The organism is Acidisoma sp. PAMC 29798 (assembly GCF_030252425.1).
In the GTDB taxonomy this organism is placed as follows: Bacteria; Pseudomonadota; Alphaproteobacteria; order Acetobacterales; family Acetobacteraceae; genus Acidisoma; species Acidisoma cladoniae.
Map to the genome: position 1 here is coordinate 2,207,341 of NZ_CP126994.1, position 22,909 is coordinate 2,230,249.

At 61.4% G+C, this 22,909-nt stretch carries 22 protein-coding genes, 1 tRNA gene and 5 pseudogenes; 16 read left to right on the forward strand and 12 right to left on the reverse strand.

Annotation, left to right across the window (positions count from 1 at the left end; translation table 11 throughout):
* The first annotated feature begins 32 nt into the window (after nucleotides 1-32).
* From glpX to QP803_RS10695, 3 genes are all read left to right on the forward strand, one after another.
* Nucleotides 33-1,016, forward strand: a complete 984-nt coding sequence (gene glpX, locus QP803_RS10685; protein WP_284947739.1) for a class II fructose-bisphosphatase — start codon at nucleotides 33-35, stop codon at nucleotides 1,014-1,016.
* A gap of 91 nt (nucleotides 1,017-1,107) precedes the next feature.
* Nucleotides 1,108-2,856 carry a single-stranded-DNA-specific exonuclease RecJ gene (gene recJ, locus QP803_RS10690; protein WP_350356082.1) on the forward strand — a complete coding sequence of 583 codons (1,749 nt, stop codon included), beginning with the start codon at nucleotides 1,108-1,110 and terminating at the stop codon, nucleotides 2,854-2,856.
* 104 nt (nucleotides 2,857-2,960) lie between these two features.
* A tRNA-Glu gene (locus tag QP803_RS10695) sits at nucleotides 2,961-3,036 on the forward strand.
* A 519-nt stretch (nucleotides 3,037-3,555) separates the two neighbouring features.
* Here QP803_RS10695 and QP803_RS10700 read toward each other — a convergent pair.
* The 5 genes and pseudogenes from QP803_RS10700 to QP803_RS10720 form a co-directional block, all read right to left on the reverse strand.
* A pseudogene (locus QP803_RS10700) lies at nucleotides 3,556-4,013 on the reverse strand (IS5 family transposase); the annotation flags it as partial.
* Nucleotides 4,014-4,085: 72 nt separating this feature from the next.
* Nucleotides 4,086-4,499, reverse strand: a complete 414-nt coding sequence (locus tag QP803_RS10705; RefSeq protein ID WP_284947741.1) for a YybH family protein — start codon at nucleotides 4,497-4,499, stop codon at nucleotides 4,086-4,088.
* Between the two features lie 255 nt (nucleotides 4,500-4,754).
* Nucleotides 4,755-5,774 carry a zinc-dependent alcohol dehydrogenase family protein gene (locus QP803_RS10710; RefSeq protein ID WP_284947742.1) on the reverse strand — a complete coding sequence of 340 codons (1,020 nt, stop codon included), beginning with the start codon at nucleotides 5,772-5,774 and terminating at the stop codon, nucleotides 4,755-4,757.
* A gap of 204 nt (nucleotides 5,775-5,978) precedes the next feature.
* Nucleotides 5,979-7,019 (reverse strand): LysR family transcriptional regulator, encoded by a 1,041-nt coding sequence (locus QP803_RS10715; protein WP_284947743.1) that lies wholly within the window; start codon nucleotides 7,017-7,019, stop codon nucleotides 5,979-5,981.
* 307 nt (nucleotides 7,020-7,326) lie between these two features.
* Nucleotides 7,327-7,836 (reverse strand): annotated as a pseudogene (locus QP803_RS10720) (TspO/MBR family protein).
* 498 nt (nucleotides 7,837-8,334) lie between these two features.
* On the opposite strand from QP803_RS10720, the gene QP803_RS10725 reads away from it, so the two are divergent.
* A protein-coding gene (locus QP803_RS10725; RefSeq protein WP_284947744.1) for an IS5 family transposase occupies nucleotides 8,335-9,089 on the forward strand; the annotation gives its coding sequence in 2 pieces (ribosomal slippage) (nucleotides 8,335-8,668 and nucleotides 8,668-9,089; 756 coding nt in all).
* A gap of 330 nt (nucleotides 9,090-9,419) precedes the next feature.
* Here the strand turns inward: QP803_RS10725 and QP803_RS10730 are convergent.
* Nucleotides 9,420-10,427, reverse strand: coding sequence for a hypothetical protein (locus tag QP803_RS10730; RefSeq protein WP_284947745.1), 1,008 nt, complete (start codon nucleotides 10,425-10,427; stop codon nucleotides 9,420-9,422).
* Nucleotides 10,428-10,499: 72 nt separating this feature from the next.
* Between QP803_RS10730 and QP803_RS10735 the strand changes: the two genes are divergently transcribed.
* The 8 genes and pseudogenes from QP803_RS10735 (at nucleotide 10,500) to QP803_RS10770 (ending at nucleotide 16,454) form a co-directional block, all read left to right on the forward strand.
* The gene (locus QP803_RS10735; RefSeq protein WP_284947746.1) at nucleotides 10,500-10,832 is read left to right on the forward strand and encodes a hypothetical protein; all 333 of its coding nucleotides are present in this window, start codon (nucleotides 10,500-10,502) and stop codon (nucleotides 10,830-10,832) included.
* Nucleotides 10,829-11,251, forward strand: coding sequence for a hypothetical protein (locus tag QP803_RS10740; RefSeq protein WP_284947747.1), 423 nt, complete (start codon nucleotides 10,829-10,831; stop codon nucleotides 11,249-11,251). Before QP803_RS10735 ends, QP803_RS10740 begins: the two co-directional genes overlap by 4 nt.
* 131 nt (nucleotides 11,252-11,382) lie before the next feature.
* The gene (gene istA / locus QP803_RS10745; protein ID WP_284944277.1) at nucleotides 11,383-12,891 is read left to right on the forward strand and encodes an IS21 family transposase; all 1,509 of its coding nucleotides are present in this window, start codon (nucleotides 11,383-11,385) and stop codon (nucleotides 12,889-12,891) included.
* A complete protein-coding gene (gene istB, locus QP803_RS10750) occupies nucleotides 12,878-13,666 on the forward strand; it encodes an IS21-like element helper ATPase IstB (protein WP_284944276.1) in 789 nt (262 codons plus the stop codon). The genes istA and istB overlap by 14 nt, the downstream gene beginning before the upstream one ends.
* Before the next feature lie 68 nt (nucleotides 13,667-13,734).
* Nucleotides 13,735-14,313: pseudogene (locus tag QP803_RS10755) on the forward strand (NAD(P)H-dependent flavin oxidoreductase); the annotation flags it as partial.
* On the forward strand, nucleotides 14,306-15,103 hold the full coding sequence (locus QP803_RS10760; protein WP_284947748.1) for an alpha/beta fold hydrolase: 798 nt from the start codon (nucleotides 14,306-14,308) through the stop codon (nucleotides 15,101-15,103). The pseudogene QP803_RS10755 and the gene QP803_RS10760, both read left to right, overlap by 8 nt.
* A 36-nt stretch (nucleotides 15,104-15,139) precedes the next feature.
* Nucleotides 15,140-15,766: a glutathione S-transferase family protein gene (locus QP803_RS10765; protein WP_284947749.1), complete on the forward strand. Its 627-nt coding sequence runs from the start codon at nucleotides 15,140-15,142 to the stop codon at nucleotides 15,764-15,766.
* A gap of 160 nt (nucleotides 15,767-15,926) precedes the next feature.
* Nucleotides 15,927-16,454, forward strand: coding sequence for a pyridoxamine 5'-phosphate oxidase family protein (locus tag QP803_RS10770; protein WP_284947750.1), 528 nt, complete (start codon nucleotides 15,927-15,929; stop codon nucleotides 16,452-16,454).
* Here the strand turns inward: QP803_RS10770 and QP803_RS10775 are convergent.
* Complete coding sequence (locus QP803_RS10775) at nucleotides 16,451-16,693, reverse strand: hypothetical protein (protein WP_284947751.1); 243 nt, start codon at nucleotides 16,691-16,693, stop codon at nucleotides 16,451-16,453. The genes QP803_RS10770 and QP803_RS10775 overlap by 4 nt on opposite strands.
* Nucleotides 16,694-16,927: 234 nt before the next feature.
* Between QP803_RS10775 and QP803_RS10780 the strand changes: the two genes are divergently transcribed.
* Nucleotides 16,928-17,305, forward strand: coding sequence for a YncE family protein (locus QP803_RS10780; RefSeq protein WP_284947884.1), 378 nt, complete (start codon nucleotides 16,928-16,930; stop codon nucleotides 17,303-17,305).
* On the opposite strand, the pseudogene QP803_RS10785 reads toward QP803_RS10780, so the two are convergent.
* The 5 genes and pseudogenes from QP803_RS10785 to QP803_RS10805 all read right to left on the reverse strand — a co-directional run.
* Nucleotides 17,197-17,892, reverse strand: a pseudogene (locus tag QP803_RS10785) (SDR family NAD(P)-dependent oxidoreductase); the annotation flags it as partial. The gene QP803_RS10780 and the pseudogene QP803_RS10785 sit on opposite strands and share 109 nt — an antisense overlap.
* Nucleotides 17,793-18,173 (reverse strand): DUF427 domain-containing protein, encoded by a 381-nt coding sequence (locus QP803_RS10790; RefSeq protein WP_284947752.1) that lies wholly within the window; start codon nucleotides 18,171-18,173, stop codon nucleotides 17,793-17,795. The pseudogene QP803_RS10785 and the gene QP803_RS10790, both read right to left, overlap by 100 nt.
* Before the next feature lie 28 nt (nucleotides 18,174-18,201).
* Entirely contained in the window at nucleotides 18,202-18,948 is a 747-nt protein-coding gene (locus tag QP803_RS10795) for an SDR family NAD(P)-dependent oxidoreductase (protein WP_284947753.1), read from the reverse strand.
* 84 nt (nucleotides 18,949-19,032) lie between these two features.
* A complete protein-coding gene (locus tag QP803_RS10800; protein ID WP_284947754.1) occupies nucleotides 19,033-19,869 on the reverse strand; it encodes an alpha/beta fold hydrolase in 837 nt (278 codons plus the stop codon).
* Between the two features lie 27 nt (nucleotides 19,870-19,896).
* Nucleotides 19,897-20,643, reverse strand: a complete 747-nt coding sequence (locus tag QP803_RS10805) for an SDR family NAD(P)-dependent oxidoreductase (RefSeq protein ID WP_284947755.1) — start codon at nucleotides 20,641-20,643, stop codon at nucleotides 19,897-19,899.
* 172 nt (nucleotides 20,644-20,815) lie between these two features.
* Here QP803_RS10805 and QP803_RS10810 point away from each other — a divergent pair.
* The 3 genes and pseudogenes from QP803_RS10810 to QP803_RS24020 form a co-directional block, all read left to right on the forward strand.
* Nucleotides 20,816-21,319: pseudogene (locus QP803_RS10810) on the forward strand (LysR family transcriptional regulator); the annotation flags it as partial.
* A gap of 95 nt (nucleotides 21,320-21,414) precedes the next feature.
* Entirely contained in the window at nucleotides 21,415-21,714 is a 300-nt protein-coding gene (locus QP803_RS10815; RefSeq protein WP_284947756.1) for a LysR substrate-binding domain-containing protein, read from the forward strand.
* Between the two features lie 641 nt (nucleotides 21,715-22,355).
* Entirely contained in the window at nucleotides 22,356-22,502 is a 147-nt protein-coding gene (locus tag QP803_RS24020) for a helix-turn-helix domain-containing protein (RefSeq protein WP_350356093.1), read from the forward strand.
* The last annotated feature ends 407 nt before the right edge of the window (nucleotides 22,503-22,909 follow it).

Genomic DNA, 22,909 nt, shown 5'->3' on the forward strand with positions numbered 1-22,909 from the left:
TCGTCCCGACGCCAAAACAAAGGGAAACGGCCATGGCTCTTCAAACCCCGCAGCATTCCGACCGCAACATGGCGCTTGAACTCGTCCGTGTGACCGAAGCCGCCGCCATTGCCGCCGCGCAATGGACCGGGCGCGGCGACAAGAATTCGGCGGACGGTGCGGCCGTGGAAGCCATGCGCCACGCCTTCGACAGCGTCGCCATCAGCGGCACGGTGGTGATCGGCGAGGGCGAGATGGATGAGGCGCCGATGCTCTACATCGGCGAAAAGGTCGGCCAGGGCGGCCCGGAAATGGATATCGCCGTCGATCCGCTGGAAGGCACCGAAATCGTCGCCAAGGGCGCTGCCAACGGCATGGCGGTGATTGCGCTGGCCGATAAGGGCCGCTTCCTGCACGCGCCCGATATCTACATGCAGAAGATCGCGGTCGGCCCGGGCCTGCCGCAGGGCGTGGTCGATATCGACGCGCCGACCAATGAGAATCTACGCAACCTCGCCCGCGCCAAGAAGGTCGATGTCTCGGACCTCGTGGTCTGTCTGCTCGACCGGCCCCGCCATGAGCAGATCATCGCCGATTGCCGCGAGGCCGGCGCGCGCATCATGCTGATCGAAGCGGGAGACGTCGCAGGCTGCATCGCCACCAGCCGGCCCGAAGGCGGCGTGGACATCTATCTCGGCTCCGGCGGCGCGCCTGAAGGCGTCATCGCCGCCGCTGCGCTGCGCTGCGTCAATGCGCAGATGCAGTGCCGGCTGTTGTTCGAGGATGAGGATCAGATCGCGCGGGCGCTGAGCATGGGCATCACCGATCCCCATCGCAAATACGGCATTCATGAAATCGCCGGCGGGGATGTGATGTTTGCGGCAACTGGCGTCACCACCGGCCCGATGCTGCGCGGCGTGCTGCGCGAGGGCATGGGCGCTGTGACGCATTCGGTGATCATGCGCAGCAAATCCGGCACCGTGCGCTTCGTGGAAGCCCATCACGACTTTTCCATGAAGACCTGGTCGCGGGCCTGATCCGCTGAGCGCCCTCATCGCCGTCTTGCCGCAGGCGCCGGACCCTCAGGCGCCGGACTCTCCGGACGCGGTTCTCGGGGTTCAGGTCAGTTTGACCGGGAGGCCCTGGCTGTGGCGGCGATCGGCGCTGGACACTGCCGAGCATCTCGGCCTGGGCATCGCCCAGCGTCTGGATGTGCCCGAAATCGTCGGGCGGCTGCTCGCCATGCGCGGCATCGGCATGGAAGAGGCGGTGCATTACCTCACGCCAACGCTGCGCGCGCTGCTGCCCGACCCCTCGACGCTCGCCGATATGGATGTCGCGGCGGCGCGTATTGCGGCGGCCGTGCGCGTGGGGGAGACGGTCGGCGTCTTCGGCGATTATGACGTCGATGGTGCCTGCTCTACCGCCCTGGTGACGCAACTGCTGCGCGGCCTCGGCTGCGTGGTGCATACCCATATCCCCGACCGCACGACCGAGGGGTATGGCCCCAATGTCCCTGCCCTTCTCGCCCTCCGCGCGAAGGGCGCCAGCCTGGTCATTTGCGTCGATTGCGGCACGACCTCGGGCGAGACGCTCGCCTGCCTCGCGGGGGAGGCCGAGGTCATCGTGCTGGACCACCATAAGGCCGAGGGGCCACCGCCGCAGATCCTCGCCACCGTCAATCCCAATCGGCTCGACTGCGCTTCCGGCCAGGGCATGCTCTGCGCCACCGGCATCGCCTTCCTCACCGCCGTCGCCCTGCTGCGCCATCTGCGCCGCGACGGATTTTTTGCGGAGGGTACGGCCGAACCGGATCTCATCGCCCTGCTCGACCTCGTGGCGCTCGCGACGGTCTGCGACGTCATGCCCCTCACCGGCCTCAACCGCGCCTTCGTGGGCCAGGGCCTGCGCATCATGGCGCGCGGCCAGCGTCTGGGGATCGCGGCGCTGATCGAGGTGGCGCAGGTCAAGGGTGTGCCGACCACCTTCACCTGCGGCTTCGCCCTCGGCCCGCGCATCAATGCCGGTGGACGCGTCGCCGATTCGGGCCTCGGCCTGCGGCTGCTGCTCACCGAGGACGCGGAGGAGGCGACGGAAATCGCCGAACTGCTCGACAGCGTGAACCGCCAGCGCCAGCAGATCGAAACCTCGGTCCTGGAAGAAGCGATGCGGTTGGCAGAGGCGCAGGTGGCGCTGGGCCATGCCGTGCTGCTGGTGGGCGGCGAGGGCTGGCACAATGGCGTGGTCGGCATCGTCGCAGGGCGGCTGAAGGAGAAGTTCAACCGGCCGGCCTGCGTGCTGTCCATCACCGCTGGCCAGGCGGTCGGTTCCGGCCGCTCCGTGCTGGGCCTCGACCTCGGCGCCGCAGTGCTCGCGGCGCGGCAGAGCGGCTTGCTGGAGCGTGGCGGCGGCCATGCCATGGCGGCGGGCTTCGGCCTGCCGGAGAGCGGCATTGCGGCGCTCCACGCCTTCCTGAACGCGCGACTGGCGGCAGGTGCCAGCATGCCGCGCACCGCTGCCCTGACGATCGAGGGCGTTCTGCATGTGCGGGGCGCAACGGTGGAGGTGGCCGGGCATCTCGGCCGCCTCGCCCCTTTCGGCCAGGGCAATGACGAGCCGCTTCTGGTGCTCAGCCACGCCCGCATCACCAAGGCGGAGCGGGTCGGCAAGGATGGTGCGACGATTCGCGCCTTCATCGAGGGCGAGGGCGGCGGCCGGCTGAAGGCGGTGCTGTTCCGCGCCAAGACCGGGCCTTTGGCGGAGGGGATGCTCGATCCGGGCCGTCGGCCCATGCATATCGCCGGTTATTTGCGGGCGGAGGCCTGGAACGGCACGGTGACGCCGAGTTTCATGGTGCAGGACATCTGCTGGGCGTAACGGGCGCGGGTGTTGGGCTTGATTCGGCGGCGGCGCTCGGCTACCCAGCACCCCCCGGCCGGTTCTGCCCCTTCTTGGGCGGTTTGGTTTGGGCGCTAACGTCTGTCCTGTTCGTCTAGAGGCCTAGGACACCAGCCTTTCACGTTGGTAACACGGGTTCGAATCCCGTACGGGACGCCATAAGTGCGCGATAAAGCTTTGATATCGCTTGATATGGACACTGCTCTCAAATCGCACCCAACTTAGAACCCACCTTACCGTCTGCTGATGGTCATTCGTCAAGCACCGCGTTCGAATCGCGTCGGGTCCGCCAAGAAAATCAATGAGTTAGCTGTTTCATTCAATACGGATGTAAGCAGCCTAGCTACCAGATAGCTACCGACTTGGGTGGCTTCGGGCCGCTCTATCATCCAGAACCGAACGCGTGCAGTTCTGGGCCAGCGGACCTGCAACTTGCGGCCAACCCCAGACACCGCTGCCGACACGGCCGCAAAAAGGATGATCTGCGGTCCCTGTAGTCCCTGGTCGAGAGAAATCTCACCAAGTGGCTACGGGAGAAGGGCTATCTGGCCCGAGGTGCTGCGGATTGACTAGCGGAACGATGGGGGGCGGCGTGCGCCAATCGATTGGGGGAAATGGCAGACCCAGGGGCTCGTCACTTGCCTGGGTACAGCGCTTTGATCAAGTCCATCGAAGCAGCGCGCGCTTATAATCACTCATTTGGCTTTCGCTGAGCAGCATGACCAGCGGCCGTCCTTGGCCGTCGCAGACAGCGTGGAGTTTTGAGTTCAGGCCGCCTTTGGAGCGCCCGATACGTCGGGGAACAGGCCTTTTTTTAAAAGGCTGGCAGCCGTCCGATGCGCCTTCAGATGAGTGGCATCGATCATCAGCCGATCAGGCTTGCCGCCCTTGACCGCCAGCGCCGCGAAGATGTGGTTGAAGACGCCGAGGCGGCTCCAGCGGATGAACCGGTTATAGATGGTCTTGTGAGGGCTGTAGTCCTTCGGAGCGTCGCGCCAGCGTAGGCCATTGCGGATCACGAAGATTATGCCGCTGATCACGCGTCGGTCATAGACCCGCGGCACGCCATGCGATTGCGGAAAATGCGGCTCTATCCGACGCATCCGCGCCTCGGACAACCAGATCAGATCACTCATGGCGGCACCTCCCGATGCAACCATTGGATCAACCGATTGCTTCCTCTGCAAGCAATTTAATACGTCCTGATCCTAGATGAGTGGGAGGGCGCTGGCCGGGGAAAAACTATATCGAGCGATTTGCCAACGTTCGTCGCTCGCCTTTCGCAGAAGAAAGAGTTCATGGAAGGCAGAAGGAGCGCCCTCACCCGTCCTGGTTGGTGTGAAAATCCCGCTGGTATCGGTGCGCACGTAGGCCCACTCCGGCGACATCTCCACAACTTCCTGGATTGTGGTTTGCATGTCAAAGCGGATAAGTTGGAAAGTGCTTTCGTAGTTTGCGCGAACGGCGTCGGCCCCTACGACCGCGGGTTGGAAAAACGGCAACATCACCGGATCTTTGGAATAAAGATCAAGTATAGCGTCGATGTTGGCATCGTTCAGCGCCTGGAAATATGCAAAGACGGTTACTTCGATAGCGGCGCGTTCTCGGGTGTTTACAGTCATTTTGGTGTCTTTCCGTTATTTGCGAACCGGCGCAGTCGGCCGGGGCGCGTGAAGGTTGTAAATCAGCATGGAACTGGAAAGCTCATTGAGCGATTTAAATGTATAGCAGCTCGGCGGTCGGGGAAGACTATTACTGGCAAGATGCCATGTTCCGTCAACCGACTTGCGAAGCAGAAAGGGTTCATGGAACGTTGCTGTAATGCTTTCTCCAGTCTTGGTTGACGCAAACAACCCAGCAGAGACGGTGCGCACGTATCAAAACGTGATTACGATCTTACCAACGTGTTGTGCCCGTGCCTGAAATTCGAAGGCTTGTCGGACGTTCTCGAATCTGAACTCCCTTGCGATTTTGGGAGAAAACCGACCATCTTTGAGTCGTTCGTAGATAAAGCTCTTAGCTTTCTCCATTCGTTCGGGAGTCGCCCACAATTCCATCATCGTGTAAGCCCTTACGGATAGGCCTTTGCCCCATCCAGCCGCCGGGTAGGCATTGGGTTGTTCCGAAAGGGATCCGAACAGGAAGATTGTGGCGTCGTGAGCCGCTGCTTCACCCAGCTTTTCCAAGTCGGGTCCACCTACAGGATCCAAGATCAAGCGCGCACCTTTTCCTGCGGTGATCTCCTTCACGCGTGCCGGGAGATCTTCCTCATCCGATGCAATCACATAATCTGCTCCGAGACGCAGCAACTCGTCCCGCTTGACCGAAGTCCGTGTTGCCGCGATTGAAACTGCACCCTCGGCCTTCGCGGTCTGAATGGCCGCAACACCTACGCTGCTCGATGCCGCGCGAATGATGACAAAGTCGTTGGGACGCACTTCGCCAAACCTGACTAGCGCTCCGTACGCGGTCAGATAGCTTGTCCAGACCGCAGCGCCCTGGGTTGGTGTAAGATTAGCGGGAGCTTCTGTTAGGGCGTGGATAGGAAGAATTGCTTGTTCAGAAAGCACGCCGTAGTCGTTCATGGAAAACCCAGGAATCGACGACAACCGCTTCCCCATCAAACTTGAATCCACCCCTTCGCCGACCGAGTTCACAATTCCCACCGCCTCATATCCGAGCTTAGAAGGCAGCCGCGGTTGTTCCACGTACGTCCCACGCACGTAGGCGCCTTCTGAATGGTTCAAACCCACGGCCTCGATCTGCAGGCGGATTTCACCCGGCCCGGGCTCCGGCACAGCCTTTTCCTCGATCTGCAAAACCTCCGGGCCGCCTAAAGCATGGAAGCATACGGCCCTCATGAGGTGGCCCCTCGCCTGACTCTGTTGGTGGTCCATGACACGCTCCGTTTTCCTATTGCTGTCATGTTGCATCTCAGGCCGAGTCTTATTAGGCGGTGATCCGTATCATCAGTTTCAAATGTCCTTTGAAGATCAGTATCGACAATCCGCAATCTTGAGTTGGTTTTGCTGAGCGCCAAAGTGGTTGCATGCTCTCAGCATCTGCTTCGTGAACCGTTTTAAGGGTAGGCCCAAAGGTCTCTACGCGCGGCTGCCTGCGAACTTTTCGGCCAAACGTTGGCGTTTGAAGTGCTCGAATACATGTTCAACGAACGCAGTTATCTTCGCCGGTCGAAGAGCGCGTCCGGAATGATAGAGGCTGATAGCGCCAGCGTCCGCATACCATTGAGGCAGTAGTCTCACCAGTGCTCCGCTCTCCAGATGGTGCGCGACATCGGGAACCGCGACTAACGCTGTCCCCATTCCCAATATCGCAGCCTTCACCATGGGAGCGGGATCATTGACGACTGTGACCGGGTTCATCCGCGCCGCGACTTCTCGCCCCTGACGGTTGCGCATCATCCAGTTCCGTATCCGACCGTTGGTGTCGGAGCGCATAAGGATCCCGCTGAGAGCGAACAGATCGTCCGGGGTCACGGGGGAAGGCCGGCCTTCCATATATGATGGCGAGGCCACAGCGACGATGTGTAACGGGGTCAGTATTCGTGCCGTTATACTTGGCGAGAGCTCGAAGCCGCCGCCGATGGCGACTTCGAATCCTTCACCCACCAAATCAACCTGGCGGTTTGTAAAGCGCCAGTCAACCGTGACGGCTGGATAGCGGGCCAGAAACGCGGGAAGCAATGGTAGAATATAGTCCATGCCAACCGTAGTCGGCAGGCTAACTTTCAAAGTTCCAGAAGGCTCCTGTCCGCCAGCGGTCACGTCAGAGATTGCTTCACTTAGTTCTTCTAGCTTGCCTTTCACGCCCGTGAGCAAACGCTCGCCACCTTCTGTCAGTGTGAGTTTTCGGGTGGACCTTTGAAACAATCGCACTCCGAGGTTCTGTTCGAGCACAGCTACGTTGCGGCTTACCGCGGCAGCCGTGATCGACATCCGGCGTCCGGCGGCGGAGAAACTTCCCTCCTCAGCGCTCCGCACAAAGGACTCAAGATTTTGCAGCGTTTCCATGGCGACCTTCAAAGGGAGCTTGAAACTGATGGCGGCGATTATCCCCAATCCGATCCGAGGTAAATGCCAATATTGCGAGGATGTTAGAACGGAGCAGAAAATGTCCTCCATGCTACAAGAAGGTCGGCACAAGAAGCTGCAATATCTGTCGTTCGGCGCCTAGGAGGATTCGGCGTGGAGTGGACACGCGAATCGCGATGCTGGTCCGAAATCAGCGCGTTGATCGTCTCCAATAGCCGGTCCCGAATCCGGCACGCAGCACTTCCAGATGTCCCGTCCGCCGGTTACCATCCAGCTGCTGCGGCGGCGCCACTGACTATCGTAAGTCGTCGGCCTACTCTCCGGTGGGAGCGGGGTTTGTAGCTCTCCGAGCCGCTAACCCCGTCCGCAGTGCTATGGGCTCTCGGTGCGATGGATTTTAGCGGTTTCGCCGCCACACCTCTTCCTGAAGAAAAGAAGCAAAGACCACCCAACCGGCCAGTGGCCGGCTCGCAATGGCCGCCTTGCGGTCAACCATACCGGCCGTGGCTACAAGGCCGACAGATGCGCCGACCATCCCGGCGGTCACGCCCAATGCCTCATCCAGGCGTTTGCGGCCAAACAGCACCCAGGAAAAGCCGCCAACACCCAGGATGCTCAGGCCCCAAAAGCCAAGAGCCGCATTGCGCTTGGGACTAGGCCCTTGCGCCATCAACCGCGCGCCCCCGTATCACAGAAATACCTCGATCGCAGTCCAGGCCCCGGCGAAAACAGGACCGGGCGGTGTCAGCGGCGATTTCCGCAGCCGCGCGTACCAGACTGCTGTCGTCGGATGGGCGGGCGTAGGGGAAAAGCTCCCGCCGGAAATCGCTGCGGCACCAACGATGGCGCCGGCGATAGCGAACGCTGTGCTATTCCGCATTTTCTTCCGATCCCCACCCCACAGCATTGTCACGGATTATAATGCAGCATTAAGCCAATCTGACTAGGTGGGTCACCCCGGTCGAAGCTGCTACGGGATGGGTGATTCGCCCACCCTCAGTTCGTCCCACCCGGCCCATCACGAAGCCACCGGGGATCCTGTCGGGGCAGATCTGCTCATTACCATTCTACAACAAAAATCACAAAGCAGTGATGCTCACTATTTGGCCATACTCCGGCCAGCCCGCATTTCTATTCGGCGCCCGTATCATTGCTGATTAGGAATACGAATGGCCTATTTCCACGACATTACGCGCAGAAGCGAAGCGCAACGACTGTTTGCAGCGCTGACAGAAGCTTTAGTTCTGCGAGATGTCTCACACTTTTCATGGCCCGAGGGGCTCAACAACGTGCAGACGATCAAAGTGCTGCGTGCAAGGGCATCTCTGGCTAGGATCAGGACCTATTAAATTGCTTGCAGAGGAAGCAACCGGTTGATTCAATGGTTGCATCGGGAGGTGCCGCCATGAGTGATGTGATCTGGTTGTCCGAGGCGCAGATGCGTCGGATAGAGCCGCATTTTCCGCAATCGCATGGCGTGCCGCGGGTCGATGACCGACGCGTGATCAGCGGCATAATCTTCGTGATCCGCAATGGCCTACGCTGGCGCGACGCTCCGAAGGACTACGGCCCTCACAAGACAATCTATAACCGGTTCATCCGCTGGAGCCGCCTCGGCGTCTTCAACCGCATCTTCGCGGCGCTGGCGGCCAAGGGGGGCAAGCCTGATCGGTTGATGATCGATGCCACCCATCTGAAGGCGCATCGGACGGCTGCCAGTCTTTTAAAAAAGGGCCTGTTCCCCGACGTATCGGGCGCACCAAAGGCGGCCTGAACTCAAAACTTCACGCTGTCTGCGACGGCCAAGGACGGCCGCTGGTCATGCTGCTCAGCGAAGGCAAAATGAGCGAATACAAGGGCGCGGCGCTGATGATGGACGCGCTCCCCAAGGCCAAAGCCTTATTGGCCGATAGAGGTTACGATGCCGACTGGTTCCGCCAAGCCCTGACAACACGCGGCATCACGCCGTGCATCCCGTCCAAAGCCAACCGCAAAATCCCGATCCCGCACGACCGAACCCTCTATCGCCAGCGTCATCGTATCGAGAACATGTTCGGCAGGCTCAAGGATTGGCGGCGCATCCACACTCGCTACGATCGCTGCGCCCACACCTTCATGTCGGCAATCTGCATCGCCGCCGCCGTCATCTTCTGGCTCTGATCAATGAGTCCTGAGCCTAGTTCGTTGGCCGCGTATCGTAATCGGAATCGATGCGAAGGTGCCCTCAACGCGCACCACGGGCACTCCCATGGATTGCATAGATCGTCGCGTCGGTCGCGCCCTAAGCTTGAACACGGCTACGCCTCCGTGTAGACGGCGAGCCGCGCAGTAACGGGATGTCGCCCAGCGTTGGGAAGAGTGCGACTGTGATGCAATTTATTACGCTGCTTCCCACACCTGATTTAGGATCTGAGCCGCTAGCGCCGCCTTGTCCTGAGGCAGGAATCGGCCGTAGTGCTGCGCCACCATCTCAGGTGTGTCCTGTATCGCTTAAGTGGCCTGCTCGTAGGAGCCCGTCCTCTTCAGGATGTGCGTTGCTAGTACGTCGCGGATGTTGTGGGGCCCATGAGGGAGTAACCCTTTGATTGCGCCGCGCCCGGTATAGGGATTGAAGATGCCATACCGCTGGATGGCCCACCTCCACGCTTCGTAGAACGTTGTCTGGTCATAAGCGGCGTTCGTGCTGGTTGCCTTGGCGGTCTTGACGAAGAATGTCCTCGGGTCGGTGGCAGGTCCCAGCAGAATACCCCTATGGCGCTCGATGTAGTCGTCGATGTAGCGATAAAGATCACCGAGCTGGGGAAGGATCAGTCTGAAAGGCTTCCCACCGAAGAACGACGAGGAAGCATTCTTGAAGGCTACCGAGGGCATAAGAACTTCCCAGCCGTTCTGCCGCTCGCTCCATCGTAACTCACCACATTTCATGTCCTCCAGCCGGCGCTCAGGCGTGGGTGCAGATCCACGGGGGCTGACAAGCAATTGCCGGAGATTCTTTTGTCGTAAGCCAAGATGCAGGCCCAGGCGCAGCATGAGGAATGCCCGCACTGACTCCGCTGCGGCCTTTGGGTAGCGCCGATGGTCTGGCATGAGTCTAAGGATTTCTTCAGTGATCTTGCGGTATTCGCCGACGGGGCTCTCAGCTTCCAATATCGGCATAATGGGCTCGAACGGGTCACGATGAACTCGTGCTATACGTTCGATTTCCTTCACTCGGGCCAGCGCATACTTGTGGAAGTCATCGCAGGCCGCCGGCCAGTCTGCCCCAACACGTTCGATATCCTCGGCTGTTACCAAGCCTTCGATCGGTTGGAGCCTGGGCGCGAGAGTCGGTGTTTGTCGCAGCCAGCCCGTCTCCTTACGGGTTAGAGCAAGCGCCACACTCAACATATCCACTTCCCATTTGGTATAGAATCCGCGACGGCGCTCTCGCCATTGCACATACCAATCCCAAACTGCAGGGAAGACGAGAAGCCCGAATGTGAGAGAGGCGAGCGGCATGCCGAAGCCCCGGACGGGCCCGGTTGGCGATGCAACTAGCGCTCCGAGGCGGGGGTCGCGAAGGCTGAGGAGTTGGACGGCGAGCTGCTGGCCGCTTGCCGTCAGTATCACCACCTCCACAGCCAAGAAAGCCCGATCAACGCGCAGATTCGTGCCGCCAGCCGGGAGCAGCACGCTTCGCTGTGGGAGGCGCTGGAGGCCCTCTGGGACCAGCAAGACGACATCTTGGTGGTCATCACCGACCTCCGCGCTAAGACGCCGGAGGGACTGCGGGCCAAAGCCCTTGTAGCCGATGTCGTCACACGTCGTCGCCAGAAGATGGAGATCGAGAACGACTGTCTGACCGATGAGCATCGGTTGAACCTATCGCTGATTGCTGACCTGCTGGAGAGGAAAGTCGGATGAGCCACTCACGACGCACCATCCTGCAATCTGGTGTGGCCGCAACGATCCTTGCAGTCACACCGGCAATCGTGGCCAGCCACCCGGATGCGGATCTCATCGCCACCTGCGCGGAGTTCGATGCTCTGGAGCGGCAGAAGCTCGCGCTTTATGACGGGCCAAACGCCATCTCCTACGACGACGAATACGAGAGAGCCACGCGACCCATCTGCGAGAGGCAACGGCTTCTGCTCGACAAGCTGACGGAGATGCGGGCCACCACTCTCGACGGCCATCTGGTTCGCATTCGGTCGATGGTGCTGGAAGACCAGGAGTTCGACATCGAGGCCTTGGTTGCCTCGACCTTCATCAACGAGCGCTTGCAGGGGATGGTCCTCCGTGACCTGGCGGAACAATCCAGCAAAGGGAGCGCACCGGCATGATCGACTACCGCACCCGCGACGTCCCCGTGTAAAACAGCGTGCAAAAGTTCCCAGATTCCAGGGGTAAACAGCGTCCAATAGTTTCCACCCTGGTCGTGCGATCATCCGGCATTTTTGCTGGGGAATCTGGGGTGCTGCTCATGGACTTGATTGCCGAGATCCGGCGCCGCCATCTGGTCCGCCACGAGAGCATCAGCTCGATCGCGCGGGACCTTAAGCTGTGCCGGCAGACCGTCCGCCGGCATTGCCGGACCGAAGCCCAGCCGTCCTACCAGCGCAGCCGGCAGCCAACGCCGATGCTGGGAGCGGTCCAGCAGACGCTGGAGACGTGGCTGCGGACCGAAGGGCTTCTCCCGAAAGCCCAGCGCCGCACGGCCCAGCGGCTATTCGAAGGTTTGCAGGCGGAGGGCTACCGCGGCGCCTACGACAGCGTGCAACGTTTCGTGCGGCGCTGGAAGGCGGACAAGTCGGGCCCGGCGCTGGCGCACGCCTTTATCCCGCTGGCCTTCGCACCCGGCGAGGTGTGCCAGTTCGACTGGAGCCATGAGCATGTCGAACTCGGCGGCGTCATGCAGACCATCAAGGTTGCGCATTTCCGGCTGACCTTCAGCCGGCAGATGTTCGTGGTGGCCTACCCACGCGAGACCCAGGAGATGGTCTTCGACGCGCATAACCGCGCTTTCGCCTTCTTCGGCGGGGTGCCCCAGCGCATGGTCTACGACAACCTCAAGTCCGTTGTGGAGACGATATTTACCGGCAAGGAGCGGCAGTTCAATCGGCGCTTCATGGTGCTGGCCAACCACTATCTGTTTGAGCCCGTCGCCTGTACCCCCGCCTCTGGATGGGAGAAGGGGCAGGTCGAGAACCAGGTTGGCAACATCCGCGAATGGCTATTCACGCCGCTGGCCCGTTTTATCAGCTTCGATGCGCTGAACGTCTGGCTGGCCACGCGCTGCCGGGAGCTGGCGCAGCGCAAACACCCGGTAACGCCGGAGCGCTCGATTGCCGCGTGCTTTGCCGAGGAGCAGCCGTCGCTGCGGCAGATCACCGCGACATTCGACGGCTATGTCGAACATATGCTGCGCGTGTCGAGCACCTGCCTGGTGGCGGTGGATCGCAACCGATACAGCGTGCCAGCCGCCTTCGCCGGCCGCGCTGTCTCGGTGCGCACCTCAGCCGCCGGCGTGCGCATCGTGGCCGACGGCGCAATCGTCGCCGACCATGCCCGGCGGTATGGGCGTGATCAACTGATCTGCGATCCGTGGCATTATCTGCCGATCCTGGAACGCAAACCTGGCGCATTGCGCAACGGTGTGCCGTTCCAGCAATGGGATTTGCCCACGCCCATCCGGCTGGTGCGCGACCGCATTCTCAAGCAGCCGAAAGGCGATCGTGCTTTTGTCGAGTTGCTGATGATGGCACGCGAGTTCGGCCTGGAGCCGCTGCAGGTCGCCTGCGAATTGGTATTGGACGGCAATGTCATCACTGCCGCCGTGGTGCTGAACGAGATGCGCCGGCTTGTCGCACCCAGCACGCCCGCCATGCTGAACGTGCCCGACATGCTGAAGCTCCAAACCGAGCCGCGCGCCGATTGCGGCCGCTACGACCACCTGCGCGAGGTGAGCCATGTCATCCACTGATCTTGCTGTTAAGCCTCTTGCCTTGGTTGCTTCCGGCGTAGACCGCCTCGGCCAACTCAGTGCGCTACATCTCTACGGCATGGCTACCGCCTGGAGCGAGTTGCTGGCGGAAGGCCCACGTCGGCCGATGCAGCCCGAGGCATGGCTGGACCGGTTAATCGAAGCCGAGCTTGCCGATCGCCAGGTCCGCAGCCTGCGCTACCAGCTCAAGGCCGCGCGCTTCCCTGTTCATCGCGACCTGACCGGTATCGAATGGGCCGAAACCCCATTGCCGCAGGCGCAAATCGAACAACTGGCGACCGCCGCCTTCATGGCAACCGCGCACAATCTGATCCTGGTCGGCGGCACCGGCACCGGAAAGACCCACATCGCGACGGCGCTGGGTGTCGCTGCCATCCACCAGGGCAAACGCGTGCGCTTCTACAACGCCGTCGACCTGGTCAACCAGCTGGAGCGGGAGAAACAGCAGGGACGCGCCGGCAATCTCGCCCGTCAGCTGGTGCAGACCGACGCCGTGATCATCGACGAACTCGGCTATCTGCCGTTCCCAGCCTCGGGCGGCGCTCTGCTGTTCCACCTGATCAGCCAGCTCTACGAAAAGACCTCGCTGATCTTCACAACCAACCTCTCTTTTGCCGAATGGGTGGGTGTCTTCGGTGACCCAAAGATGACAACCGCACTGCTGGACCGGGTCACCCACCACTGCGACATCCTGGAGACCGGCAACGACTCGTTCCGCTTCAAGCAGCGAAAGAAACAGCCGAAAAACAGCTGAGAAAGTGGAAACTTTTGGACGCTGTTGCCTGGTAACTATTCAACGCTGATTGACAGGCAGGCGGCCACAGGGCCACGTTCCTGGACAGGGACGCTGCGCAGCCGGGCACGCTGGCCCTGCTTCCAGCGGTGGTCGACGCTGTTCGGGTTCCCGTGATCGCCGCCGGCGGCATCGGCGACGGACGCGGGATCGCTGCAGCCTTCGCGCTCGGCGCTGCCGGGGTGCAGATGGGGACGGCATTCTTGCTGTGTCCCGAAGCGGCAACCCCGCCCTCGTATCGCGCCGCACTGCGGAGTGCGGGCCCGACCGTGGTGACGGACGTGTTCACCGGGCGACCCGCCCGCGCCTTCGCCAACCGACTGACGCGGGAAGTTGAATCGTTCTCTGGCGTTCCGGCCTTCCCGTTAGCCATGCCTGCCCTGGCGCCACTGCGCGCCGAAGCCGAGCTACAGGGCCGCACCGATTTCTCAGCATTTTGGGCCGGTGAAGCAGTATCCCTCGCGCGGGAAATGCCGGCGAGCGCGCTGACGCAGCTTCTGGCCGAAGTTGCCCTCCGGTGTACGAACGGCGGCAGGACACATCCGTCTCCATCAGGCGGCCGCCTCACGTTTCTAGCCAATGACGAGGAGAACGACGAACGTGTTTAGCATAAACCGGGACGGCGTCACGCTCGCCTTCGCCGATCACAAACCTCCTAAAGCTCAAGGCCAGCCGATTATTTTCTTACATGGCTGGGCAGGTGACCACTCTGTCTTTCTGCCGCAACTTCAGCGTTTTCACGACCGCCACCGGACCATTGCCGTTGATCTCCGCGGGCATGGCGCTAGTGCGGCTCCAGATCAAGCGTACACCGTGGAAATCTTCGCAGATGATGTTGCATGCCTTCTCGGGCACCTCGGATTGAGAGGCGCCATTCTGGTTGGGCATAGTATGGGCGGGCTCGTAGGGCTGGAGGTCGCACGACTCAGGCCGGATCTTGTGTCGGGCTTGATGATGATCGACTCCGTCTTGCTACCGCCAGAGGGCTTTCTTGATTCCCTTAAACCTGCTGCAGCTTTGCTTGGTGGTCCCCTGCACGCCGAGACTATGCAGGCAGTCGCCTCGAAACTGTTTATCGAGAGCGATGATGCGGCGCTACGACATCGGCTCATTGCGGGGATGTTGACTGTGCCCCCTCATGTAGCAGCTTCGGCTTTCACACATCACCTCTTTAACTACGATGCAGGGTCGGCACTTGACGGCTGCGAGGTCCCGAAAGCTTACGTGGCGTCCTCGGCCATGGTGCTCAGCGACCTGACGCAGTTGCGGACGAGACGACCGGATATTCACATTGCTCAGACGCTTGGATCCGGGCACTTCTCGACAGTTGAAGTTCCTGACCAGATCAATGCAATGCTGTCGCGCTTTGCTGACATGCAGAGCATTCCAAGATGCTAGTGCAGCAATTTCGTCATTTTTCATAAGAGGTTTACGATGGCTTCACAGCCGGCCCGCCCGCTATGTCTTTATGATGTCACCTTGTCGGGCCATTCTCATCGGGCTCGGCTGTTTATGTCGCTGCTGGACCTGCCGTACGAACTCGTCGCAGTCGATTTGGCGGGTGGCGCCAACAAGACGCCCGAGTTCCTGGCACTGAACCCTTTTGGCCAGGTTCCTGTGCTGAACGATGACGGCATCATTGTTGCGGATTCCAACGCTATTCTGATCTACCTCGCGACCCGCTATGACGACGGACAATGGCTGCCGCGCGACGCCGTCGGCGCAGCCGATGTGCAGCGTTGGCTTTCGGTCGCCGCCGGTCCGGTCAAACATGGGCCGTGCGACGCCCGCCTCATTACCCTTTTCGGAGCCCCGCTCGACCATCAGCGCGCATCGGCTATCGCCGGGTCATTGTTCAAGGTCATGGAAACCTATCTTCTAGACCGGCGCTTTCTGGTCGGCGAGCGCGCGACAATCGCCGATATTGCTTGCTACAGCTATATCGCGCACGCGCCGGAAGGCGGCATCTTCCTGGAGCCTTTCCCGGCCATTCGGATGTGGCTGCAACGCATCGAAGCTTTGCCAGGCTTCATCCCGATGCCGCGGAGCCGCGTCGACTGATGACTGCCGCCGATCAATCCAAGCAAAGGTAAACGTCATGCAGGCGTTGGGATGGCCAGGGAGTGAGTCGCCTTTTCACGAAGGGGAACGCGCGATCCAGCGGCGGCTCGGTGCCGCGGAGAAGATGGATCGCCAGGGGCGAAGTTCCATCCGCAGTGTCATGCCCGATCAACACCGCCAATTCTTCGCGCAATTGCCGTTCCTTCTGGCGGCGGCGGTCGATGGGTCCGGCCAACCCTGGGCTTCCATCCTGGTCGGTCAACCGGGCTTTGCCACGTCACCCGACCCATCCCGGCTGCGATTGCACGCGCGGCCTCTGCTGGGCGATCCCTTTGCCGGCACGCTCGCGGAGGGCGGAGATATCGGTCTTCTGGGGATCGAGTTACCGACGCGGCGACGGAACCGCCTGAACGGTGTGGTGAGCGAGCTGTCGGGTGACGGCTTCACCGTTCAGGTGAGACAAAGCTTCGGCAATTGCCCTCAATATATCCAGACCCGGGTGGCGCACTTCATTCGGGATCCGGCCCTGCCGGTTGAGACGCCGGTTGTGCGATCAGCCCGCCTCGATGACGCGGCGCTGAAGATCGTCACCGGCGCGGATACTTTCTTCATCGCCAGCGCCAACGAAGACCCCCAGGCGCTGGCCGGTAAAGGTGTCGATATCAGTCACCGGGGCGGCCGCCCCTAGTTCTCCGTACCAGACTCATCCGACTGACCAAAGTTCGCGAAGGCGAGCGGCTCCGCCTTGAACATCACAGAGGTCTTGCCGTCATGCGACATGTCCGGGATCTTTGCGGCGAAGGCACCGCTATCATTAACCTGCGACGACACAGCACTTTGAGGCGCCACCACAGTATGCGCCGATGCAATTCCGCCTCCGAGCATCGACACGGTAATCGCAAAAGCAAAAACTTTCATGATCTTCATAGCACAGTACCTTCCACTCGTCGGTTAACCTTCACGAGGTCGCCGACGGTGCAATTGCTCTCGTCGCCTTCGACCTCTTGCTGATAATGACACTGAAGGCGCGGCTTTATTCCCATCGTCGGGGAAGAGATCATTGATCCCGCCAGCAATACGCTGCTGGGTGTCATTCGCCTTGGCGACCCGAGCCCAATGAACTTCAGCCCACTCTACAAGGGCCAGGTCCTGGTGCACGGTATGGGCTTCTCGCCTGACCACCGCACGCTCGCCGTCGTTTCCATCGGCTCGAACTCCGTCAGTTTCATCGACACGGCGACCAATGCCGTGAAGCACACGAACTATGTCGGCCGTGCGCCACACGAAGCCTTTTTCACACCGGACGGCAAGGAAGTCTGGATCACCGTGCGTGGCGAGAACTATGTCGATGTTCTGGATGCTACGACCTTCGCGGAAAAGATCCCAGCCTCGAATTTTGAAGCAAGCATCCCCGCAGAGTGGGTCCCTTCCGCCTCAGTGAGGCTCGGGTTCACCGAATTGACGCGGATCTTGCGCGGGCCGAGGTCCTTGGCCAGGACGCCGGTGATGACATCGACCGCACCTTTGGTGGCGGTGTAGACCGCCGTTTGCGGAGGCGTGATCGCGGTGACGCCAGAACCAATATTGATGACGCTGCTCCCTTCGCTGAGATGCGCCACGGCTGCTTGGGTGACCAGAAGCAAGCCCAGCACATTGATGTCGAACATCGTGTGGAACTGCGCCTCGGTGATCGCTTCGAGGGGGCCGAACTCATAGACGCCCGCGTTGTTAACCAGAATGTCGAGGCGACCGTAGGTGGCGATGGCGGCGTCGATCAGGTCCTTGGCCTCGGCGGGTTTCGACACATCGCCATGCACCGCGACGGCTCTTCCGCCAGCACTGGTGATGGCTTCGACCACCAGGTCAGCGCCGGATTTGCTCGAGGCGTAGTTGGCGACGACGGCAGCGCGACGCGCAGGCAGTGTCTTGGCGATGGCCGCGCCGATGCCTTTGGACGCACCGGTGACGATGGCAACCTTGCCCGTGAGCTTTGATATGATGGAAAGGACTCCTTTGAAGCCGCCGTTCAGGCGGCGCGTTGCTCGATCGCGTCGACGCGGTCGGGGTAGAAGGCGAGATGATCCTTGATCTCGGCTACAGCGTCGTAAGGTGCTTCGTAGGTCCAGACCGCGTTAATCGACCGCTCACCGCCAGCCGGGATGCTGAAGTAGGCGGCCTCGCCCTTGTACGGGCAGTAGGTTGCCGTGTCGGAGCGGCTCAGCGCCGCCATGTCCACGTCCTTCCGCGGTATGTACTGGACAGGCGGATAGCTCGCCTCGCGCAGGGTGAGCGCTTCGCGCGTATCCGCAATCACGTGCCCGCCTAGGGTGACGATTACGCGACCCTGGTTCGGCTCGATGGTGATCGGATGGTCGGGCCCGGGGATCTTGATGGTGCGCCCAGTCATGAGGGTCTCCTGTTAAAGGGTTAGGCGGTTAGAGTTTGGAGCCGCCATCGACGCGCAGGGTGTCGCCAGAGACCCAGCGCGCGGCGTCGGAGGCGAGGAAGGCGATGGCACCGGCGATGTCGTCGGGCTGGGCCACGCGCTTCAGCGCTTGCAAGCCGAGAGTGAACTCACGACCGGAATCGGTCTTGGCGAAGTTCGACATGTCCGTCTCCACCACCCCGGGTGCTACGGCATTCACCCGCACGCCGCGGGGTCCAAGGATCAGAGCAAAGTGTTTGACCAGGGTATCGATCGCCCCCTTGGTGGCCGCATAGGCTGATAGGTTGCCCACCGCGGCATGCGCCGCGAGCGAGGAAATGAAGATGACGCTCGACCCCTCTTTCAGAATCGGCAGCAGTTGCTGAACGAGGAAGTAAGGAGCGCGGACGTTAACGGCGAACAGCGTGTCGAAATCCTCGATTGTCGTCTCCTCGATCGTTGCGGCCTTGGAGACGCCCGCGTTGGCAACCAGGATGTCCAGACGGTCGCCGACGATCTCCCGCACCTTGGACGCGAGCTTATGCGCGCCGTGCGGATCGGACAGGTCGGACCCGATGGCTTCCGCCCGCCCGCCCGCAGCCTTGATCTGGTCAACGACGGAGCGCGCTTCGGCAGCGTTGCGGCCGTAATGGATGAGAACCTGCGCGCCGGCCTTGGCGAGCGCCAGGGCTGCGGCGCGCCCGATGCCGCGCGAAGCGCCCGTGACGAGCGCAGTCTTTCCGGTGCACGGTGTCATGATCGACCTTCCTTTGGGGTGAACGCAGAGGCGCCGATCGGAACGCCAGAAAAGCGACCGACCGGCTCGCAATTTCAGGTCGCGTCACGCATCCAGGAACAGAGATGCGTGGGCCACGAAAAGCTGCGGATACTGGTAGATGGAGCCGTGAGCCGAGTCCGGATAGACGATGAGCTGCGCGGTGGGCAGGTTCTGCTGCAGCGTCAGCGAGTGCGCGGTCGGGATAATCATGTCGTCGCTGCCCTGGGCGATGAGCGTGGGTTGCTTGATCGACTTCAGGTAGGCGAGAGCGTTCTCGTCGGGCGTGATCCACTTGCCGATGGCCTCGCCTTGCGCAGCGATCGTCTGCTGCGTCACGTCCGGGTCACGGTCATGACGGCGCAGTTTGCGCTCGAGGAAGGCGAGCCCGGCCCTCTGGCTGGTCGCGGTCGGCTTGAAGTGGACCGCAAGCCAGAGATGCTCGGGCGGATCATAGCTTGTGGCGAAGATCTCGGCCGAGCGGCTGGCAGTCATGTCGTTGCCGCGATGCCCGGTGCCGACGAGGATGACCTTGCGCACCAGATCACCTCCCTGCAGCGCGATCTCCTGGGCGACGAAGCCGCCGATTGAGATGCCGAGGACGTCGACCTGCTCGAGGCCCAGCGCATGGATGAACGCGATTGCGTTGGCGCCCATCTCCTGGAAGCTGGATGGGGTCTCGCCGGACGAACTGGAGACGCCGGCGTTGTTGAACAGGATTACGTCGCGATCTTTCGCCAGGCCGTCGGTCACGGCGGGATCCCAGTGATCCATCGTGCCGGTATAGTGCTGGTTGAACACGAGCGGGACTCCGCCCGTCTTGCCGAAACGGCGATAGGCGAAGCGGATTCCGCCCGCCTCAACGAACTGGGTTGGGGCGGTCTCATGGGTATGCATGGTCATGGTGAGAGTCCTGGTTGAGATGAACGATTAACTGGCGGTCCTGCCGCCGTTGACGTTGATGATCTGGCCGGTGACGAAGGAGGCCTTGTCGGAGGCGACGAACAGGATCGCCTCCGCCAGCTCTTCCGGCCTGCCCGCCCGGCGAAGCGGGATCGAGGCGAGCAACCCGGCCTTGCGGTCCTGCGAACCGGTGAAGCGGTCGAGCATGGCGGTCTCGACCGGACCGGGCGCAACCGCATTCACGCGGACGCCGAAGGCAGCCGCCTCCAACGCGCCGGATTTGGTCAGGCCTTCGACGGCATGCTTGCTCGCTACGTAGAGTGCTGCGTTCGCAGCGCCACGACTGCCCATCGTCGACGAAATATTGACGATACTGCCGAATCCTTGGGTCTGCATGACGCGCAACTCGTGCTTCATGCAGAGGAGAACGCCGAGCACATTCGTCTCGAAGGTCGCAGCGTAAGCTTGGGGCGTCTGATCGACGATGGGACCGGGGCTCCCCTCCGTTCCGGCGTTGTTGACCGCGACGTCGATGCGGCCAAAGCGGGCGATTGTTTCCTCGATCAAGGCGGCGACCTCGCTCTCATTGCGAATATCCGCCTTGATGAATTGGGCCTCCGTGCCGAGGGCGCAAAGTTCGGTCTCCAATGCCGCGCCGGTCTGGGAGTTTCGGCCCGAAACAACGATCTTGTAGCCCTCGCGGGCAGCTGCGAGCGTGGTGGCGCGGCCGATGCCGGCCAGGGCTCCCGTGATCAGAATGACGTGCTCGTTCAATTGCATCTCCTCGGCGTATGGCGATGAGGCTTAACGACGCGCGGCGTTGAGGCCTTCGGGTCGGTCGTGCGCCGCGTGGGCTCGCCTCGTTGACCAAGAAACTAGGCATTCGTTGCGCGGTCGAGAAAGACTTTGTAAGGTTGTTACCCATATCTCTCAGGCATGGGTTGACATGGAGCTGAGGCATCTCCGCTACTTCATCGCCGTGGCCGAGGCGGGAAGCGTGACCGTCGCCGCCGAGAAGAGGCTGCACACCGCGCAGCCCTCTCTCAGCCGCCAGCTCCGTGATCTGGAGACCGAGGTGGACGCGCCGCTCTTCACCCGGGGGGCGCGCGGCGTTGCGCTGACGCACGCCGGGCGCGCCTTTCTTGTCCATGCGCACCTCGCAGTCAGCCAGGCCACCGAGGCCGCGCGGCGCGCAGCCCGCCCGGCGAGAGCGGTCTTCTCCGTGGGCTTCCTGACGGGACAGGAGATCGACTGGCTGCCGCATGTCACGCGTAGTCTCAGGGCAGAGCTGCCGAAGATAGAATTCAAGGTGATGAGCATGTTCTCGCCCGATCTTGCCGAAGCGCTGCAGAACGGTGAGATCGACCTCGGTTTCCTGCGCGTCGAGCCGAAGCCGGATGTGACCTTCGTTGTGATCGCGAAGGAGCCCATCGTCGTGATTCTCCCCAGCGACCATCCACTGGCCGAGGACAGCGCGATTGATCCCACAGCGCTGAAGGGCGAGACCCTCGTTGGGTTCTCCGACTTCGCGATGGTCCTGCGAGGGTGGTTGAGGGCTACTTGGCGCAAAAGGGAATTGCGCTCACGCCAAGCCATCGTGTCGAAAACGTCGCGACGGTCTTATCGCTGGTTGCCTCGCTCCGTGGTGTGGCACTCATGCCCGCTTACGTTGAGGCGCTGCTTCCTTGGTCGGTCGTAAGCCGACCCCTCAAAGGCGAAGCGCTGACCATCGACCTTGCCGTCGGCTACAGAGCCGACAATTCTTCGCCGGTGCTGAAGACCTTCCTCGCCGGGCTCGACCAGCTCATTGCCGCAGGACCAGCCGGAACGCGTCAGGCTCGATAAATTGTTGGCTCGAGGTCTGGTCGCTGGATACGGCGAAGGCCACGCTGCTTGGCTACTTGGTTTGTACAGCCTGTCCCGCATACCATTGGCCCCAAGTCCAATATCGCGAATTTTAACTTGAGAGCGGAACGGCTGCTTTCGGCCAAAACTCGGCACACGGCGTCGCAACAAACATCTCTGAGAGGTATGTCAACACGCGAGAAGGAATATTATCGAGTGTTGAGCGCTTCGACTTCCGTTTTCAAACGTCTGCCATGCAGTGACCAGCTGCGTTGGTATCCGCCGCGGACCGCCATGGTTGTATGGATGTTGTCGACCCCAGACGTTGATCAGAAGTAGAGACGACCCTCGCCATCCTGCATCGGCGTCTCTTCGTGATCCGGAAGTTCTATTGTCGGCCGTCGGGCAACATGGCACCACATTCGTCTCGGAATTCGATGGGTTGATGACAGATGACGACAGCGGCTGAGGCGTGGGACCTTATCCACGAGCAACGGCTTCCCGCGAAGCAAGCAGCAAAACGCTTGGGTATACAAATGGCACGACTTTACGAAATGCTTGCGGAGGAGAGGGCTAAAAGAGACAGAGCCGGGCACCGAGCCGTCGCCATCCTTTCGGCTGTGACGCCGCGAAAACCGATCATGAGTGTAGATGAAGAATTTGTGAAGGCCCGGGCCATTCGGCTGCTCGAGAAGGGCCTGTCCACGAAGGTCATCTGCGAACGGGTCGGGCGAACGGAGCGTTGGCTGGCCTCGATGCGCCTCTTACGCGCAAAGGAGAGCGTCTAGCCCAAGGTCGTTCGATAGGGCGATGGTCGCTCGAAAGCGATCAACGTCTTTGGACTTGTCCGCTTCACCCGCGTTGTAGGGGCATTGCGCCCTCCCGTCAGTGATCATGGTGGCGCGGATGCACAGCGCCTCTATCACGGCGCGCAATGCGGTGCCTGGACGCGGAATGCCCGGCCTGAGAGAGGTTGCGGCAACGCATCGACGGTACCGACCCTCTCCGGACGGCTGGAGCGCGTGACCTACCATAACTCGGAGAACGACGTCGCATCCTTCGGGCCAAGGCGTAGGGCCATCGCAGACTTGTCGTCGCCACGGGCTACGCGGCGAGCATCAGGCAGGGGAGTTCATCAGCGCTGCCGGCAGCTGGGTCAACGACCGAGAGCATGGGCCACAACTTGAGACGACCC

Excerpts from the sequence above, each read along its gene's own strand:
- glpX (WP_284947739.1), top strand. The coding sequence starts at position 33 with ATGGCTCTTCAAACCCCGCAGCATTCCGACCGCAACATGGCGCTTGAA.
- QP803_RS10705 (WP_284947741.1), bottom strand. The coding sequence starts at position 4,499 with ATGACTGTAAACACCCGAGAACGCGCCGCTATCGAAGTAACCGTCTTT.
- QP803_RS10710 (WP_284947742.1), bottom strand. The coding sequence starts at position 5,774 with ATGGACCACCAACAGAGTCAGGCGAGGGGCCACCTCATGAGGGCCGTA.
- QP803_RS10715 (WP_284947743.1), bottom strand. The coding sequence starts at position 7,019 with ATGGAGGACATTTTCTGCTCCGTTCTAACATCCTCGCAATATTGGCAT.
- QP803_RS10730 (WP_284947745.1), bottom strand. The coding sequence starts at position 10,427 with ATGCCGCTCGCCTCTCTCACATTCGGGCTTCTCGTCTTCCCTGCAGTT.
- QP803_RS10740 (WP_284947747.1), top strand. The coding sequence starts at position 10,829 with ATGAGCCACTCACGACGCACCATCCTGCAATCTGGTGTGGCCGCAACG.
- istB (WP_284944276.1), top strand. The coding sequence starts at position 12,878 with ATGTCATCCACTGATCTTGCTGTTAAGCCTCTTGCCTTGGTTGCTTCC.
- QP803_RS10765 (WP_284947749.1), top strand. The coding sequence starts at position 15,140 with ATGGCTTCACAGCCGGCCCGCCCGCTATGTCTTTATGATGTCACCTTG.
- QP803_RS10770 (WP_284947750.1), top strand. The coding sequence starts at position 15,927 with ATGCCCGATCAACACCGCCAATTCTTCGCGCAATTGCCGTTCCTTCTG.
- QP803_RS10775 (WP_284947751.1), bottom strand. The coding sequence starts at position 16,693 with ATGAAGATCATGAAAGTTTTTGCTTTTGCGATTACCGTGTCGATGCTC.
- QP803_RS10780 (WP_284947884.1), top strand. The coding sequence starts at position 16,928 with ATGGGCTTCTCGCCTGACCACCGCACGCTCGCCGTCGTTTCCATCGGC.
- QP803_RS10790 (WP_284947752.1), bottom strand. The coding sequence starts at position 18,173 with ATGACTGGGCGCACCATCAAGATCCCCGGGCCCGACCATCCGATCACC.
- QP803_RS10795 (WP_284947753.1), bottom strand. The coding sequence starts at position 18,948 with ATGACACCGTGCACCGGAAAGACTGCGCTCGTCACGGGCGCTTCGCGC.
- QP803_RS10800 (WP_284947754.1), bottom strand. The coding sequence starts at position 19,869 with ATGACCATGCATACCCATGAGACCGCCCCAACCCAGTTCGTTGAGGCG.
- QP803_RS24020 (WP_350356093.1), top strand. The coding sequence starts at position 22,356 with ATGAGTGTAGATGAAGAATTTGTGAAGGCCCGGGCCATTCGGCTGCTC.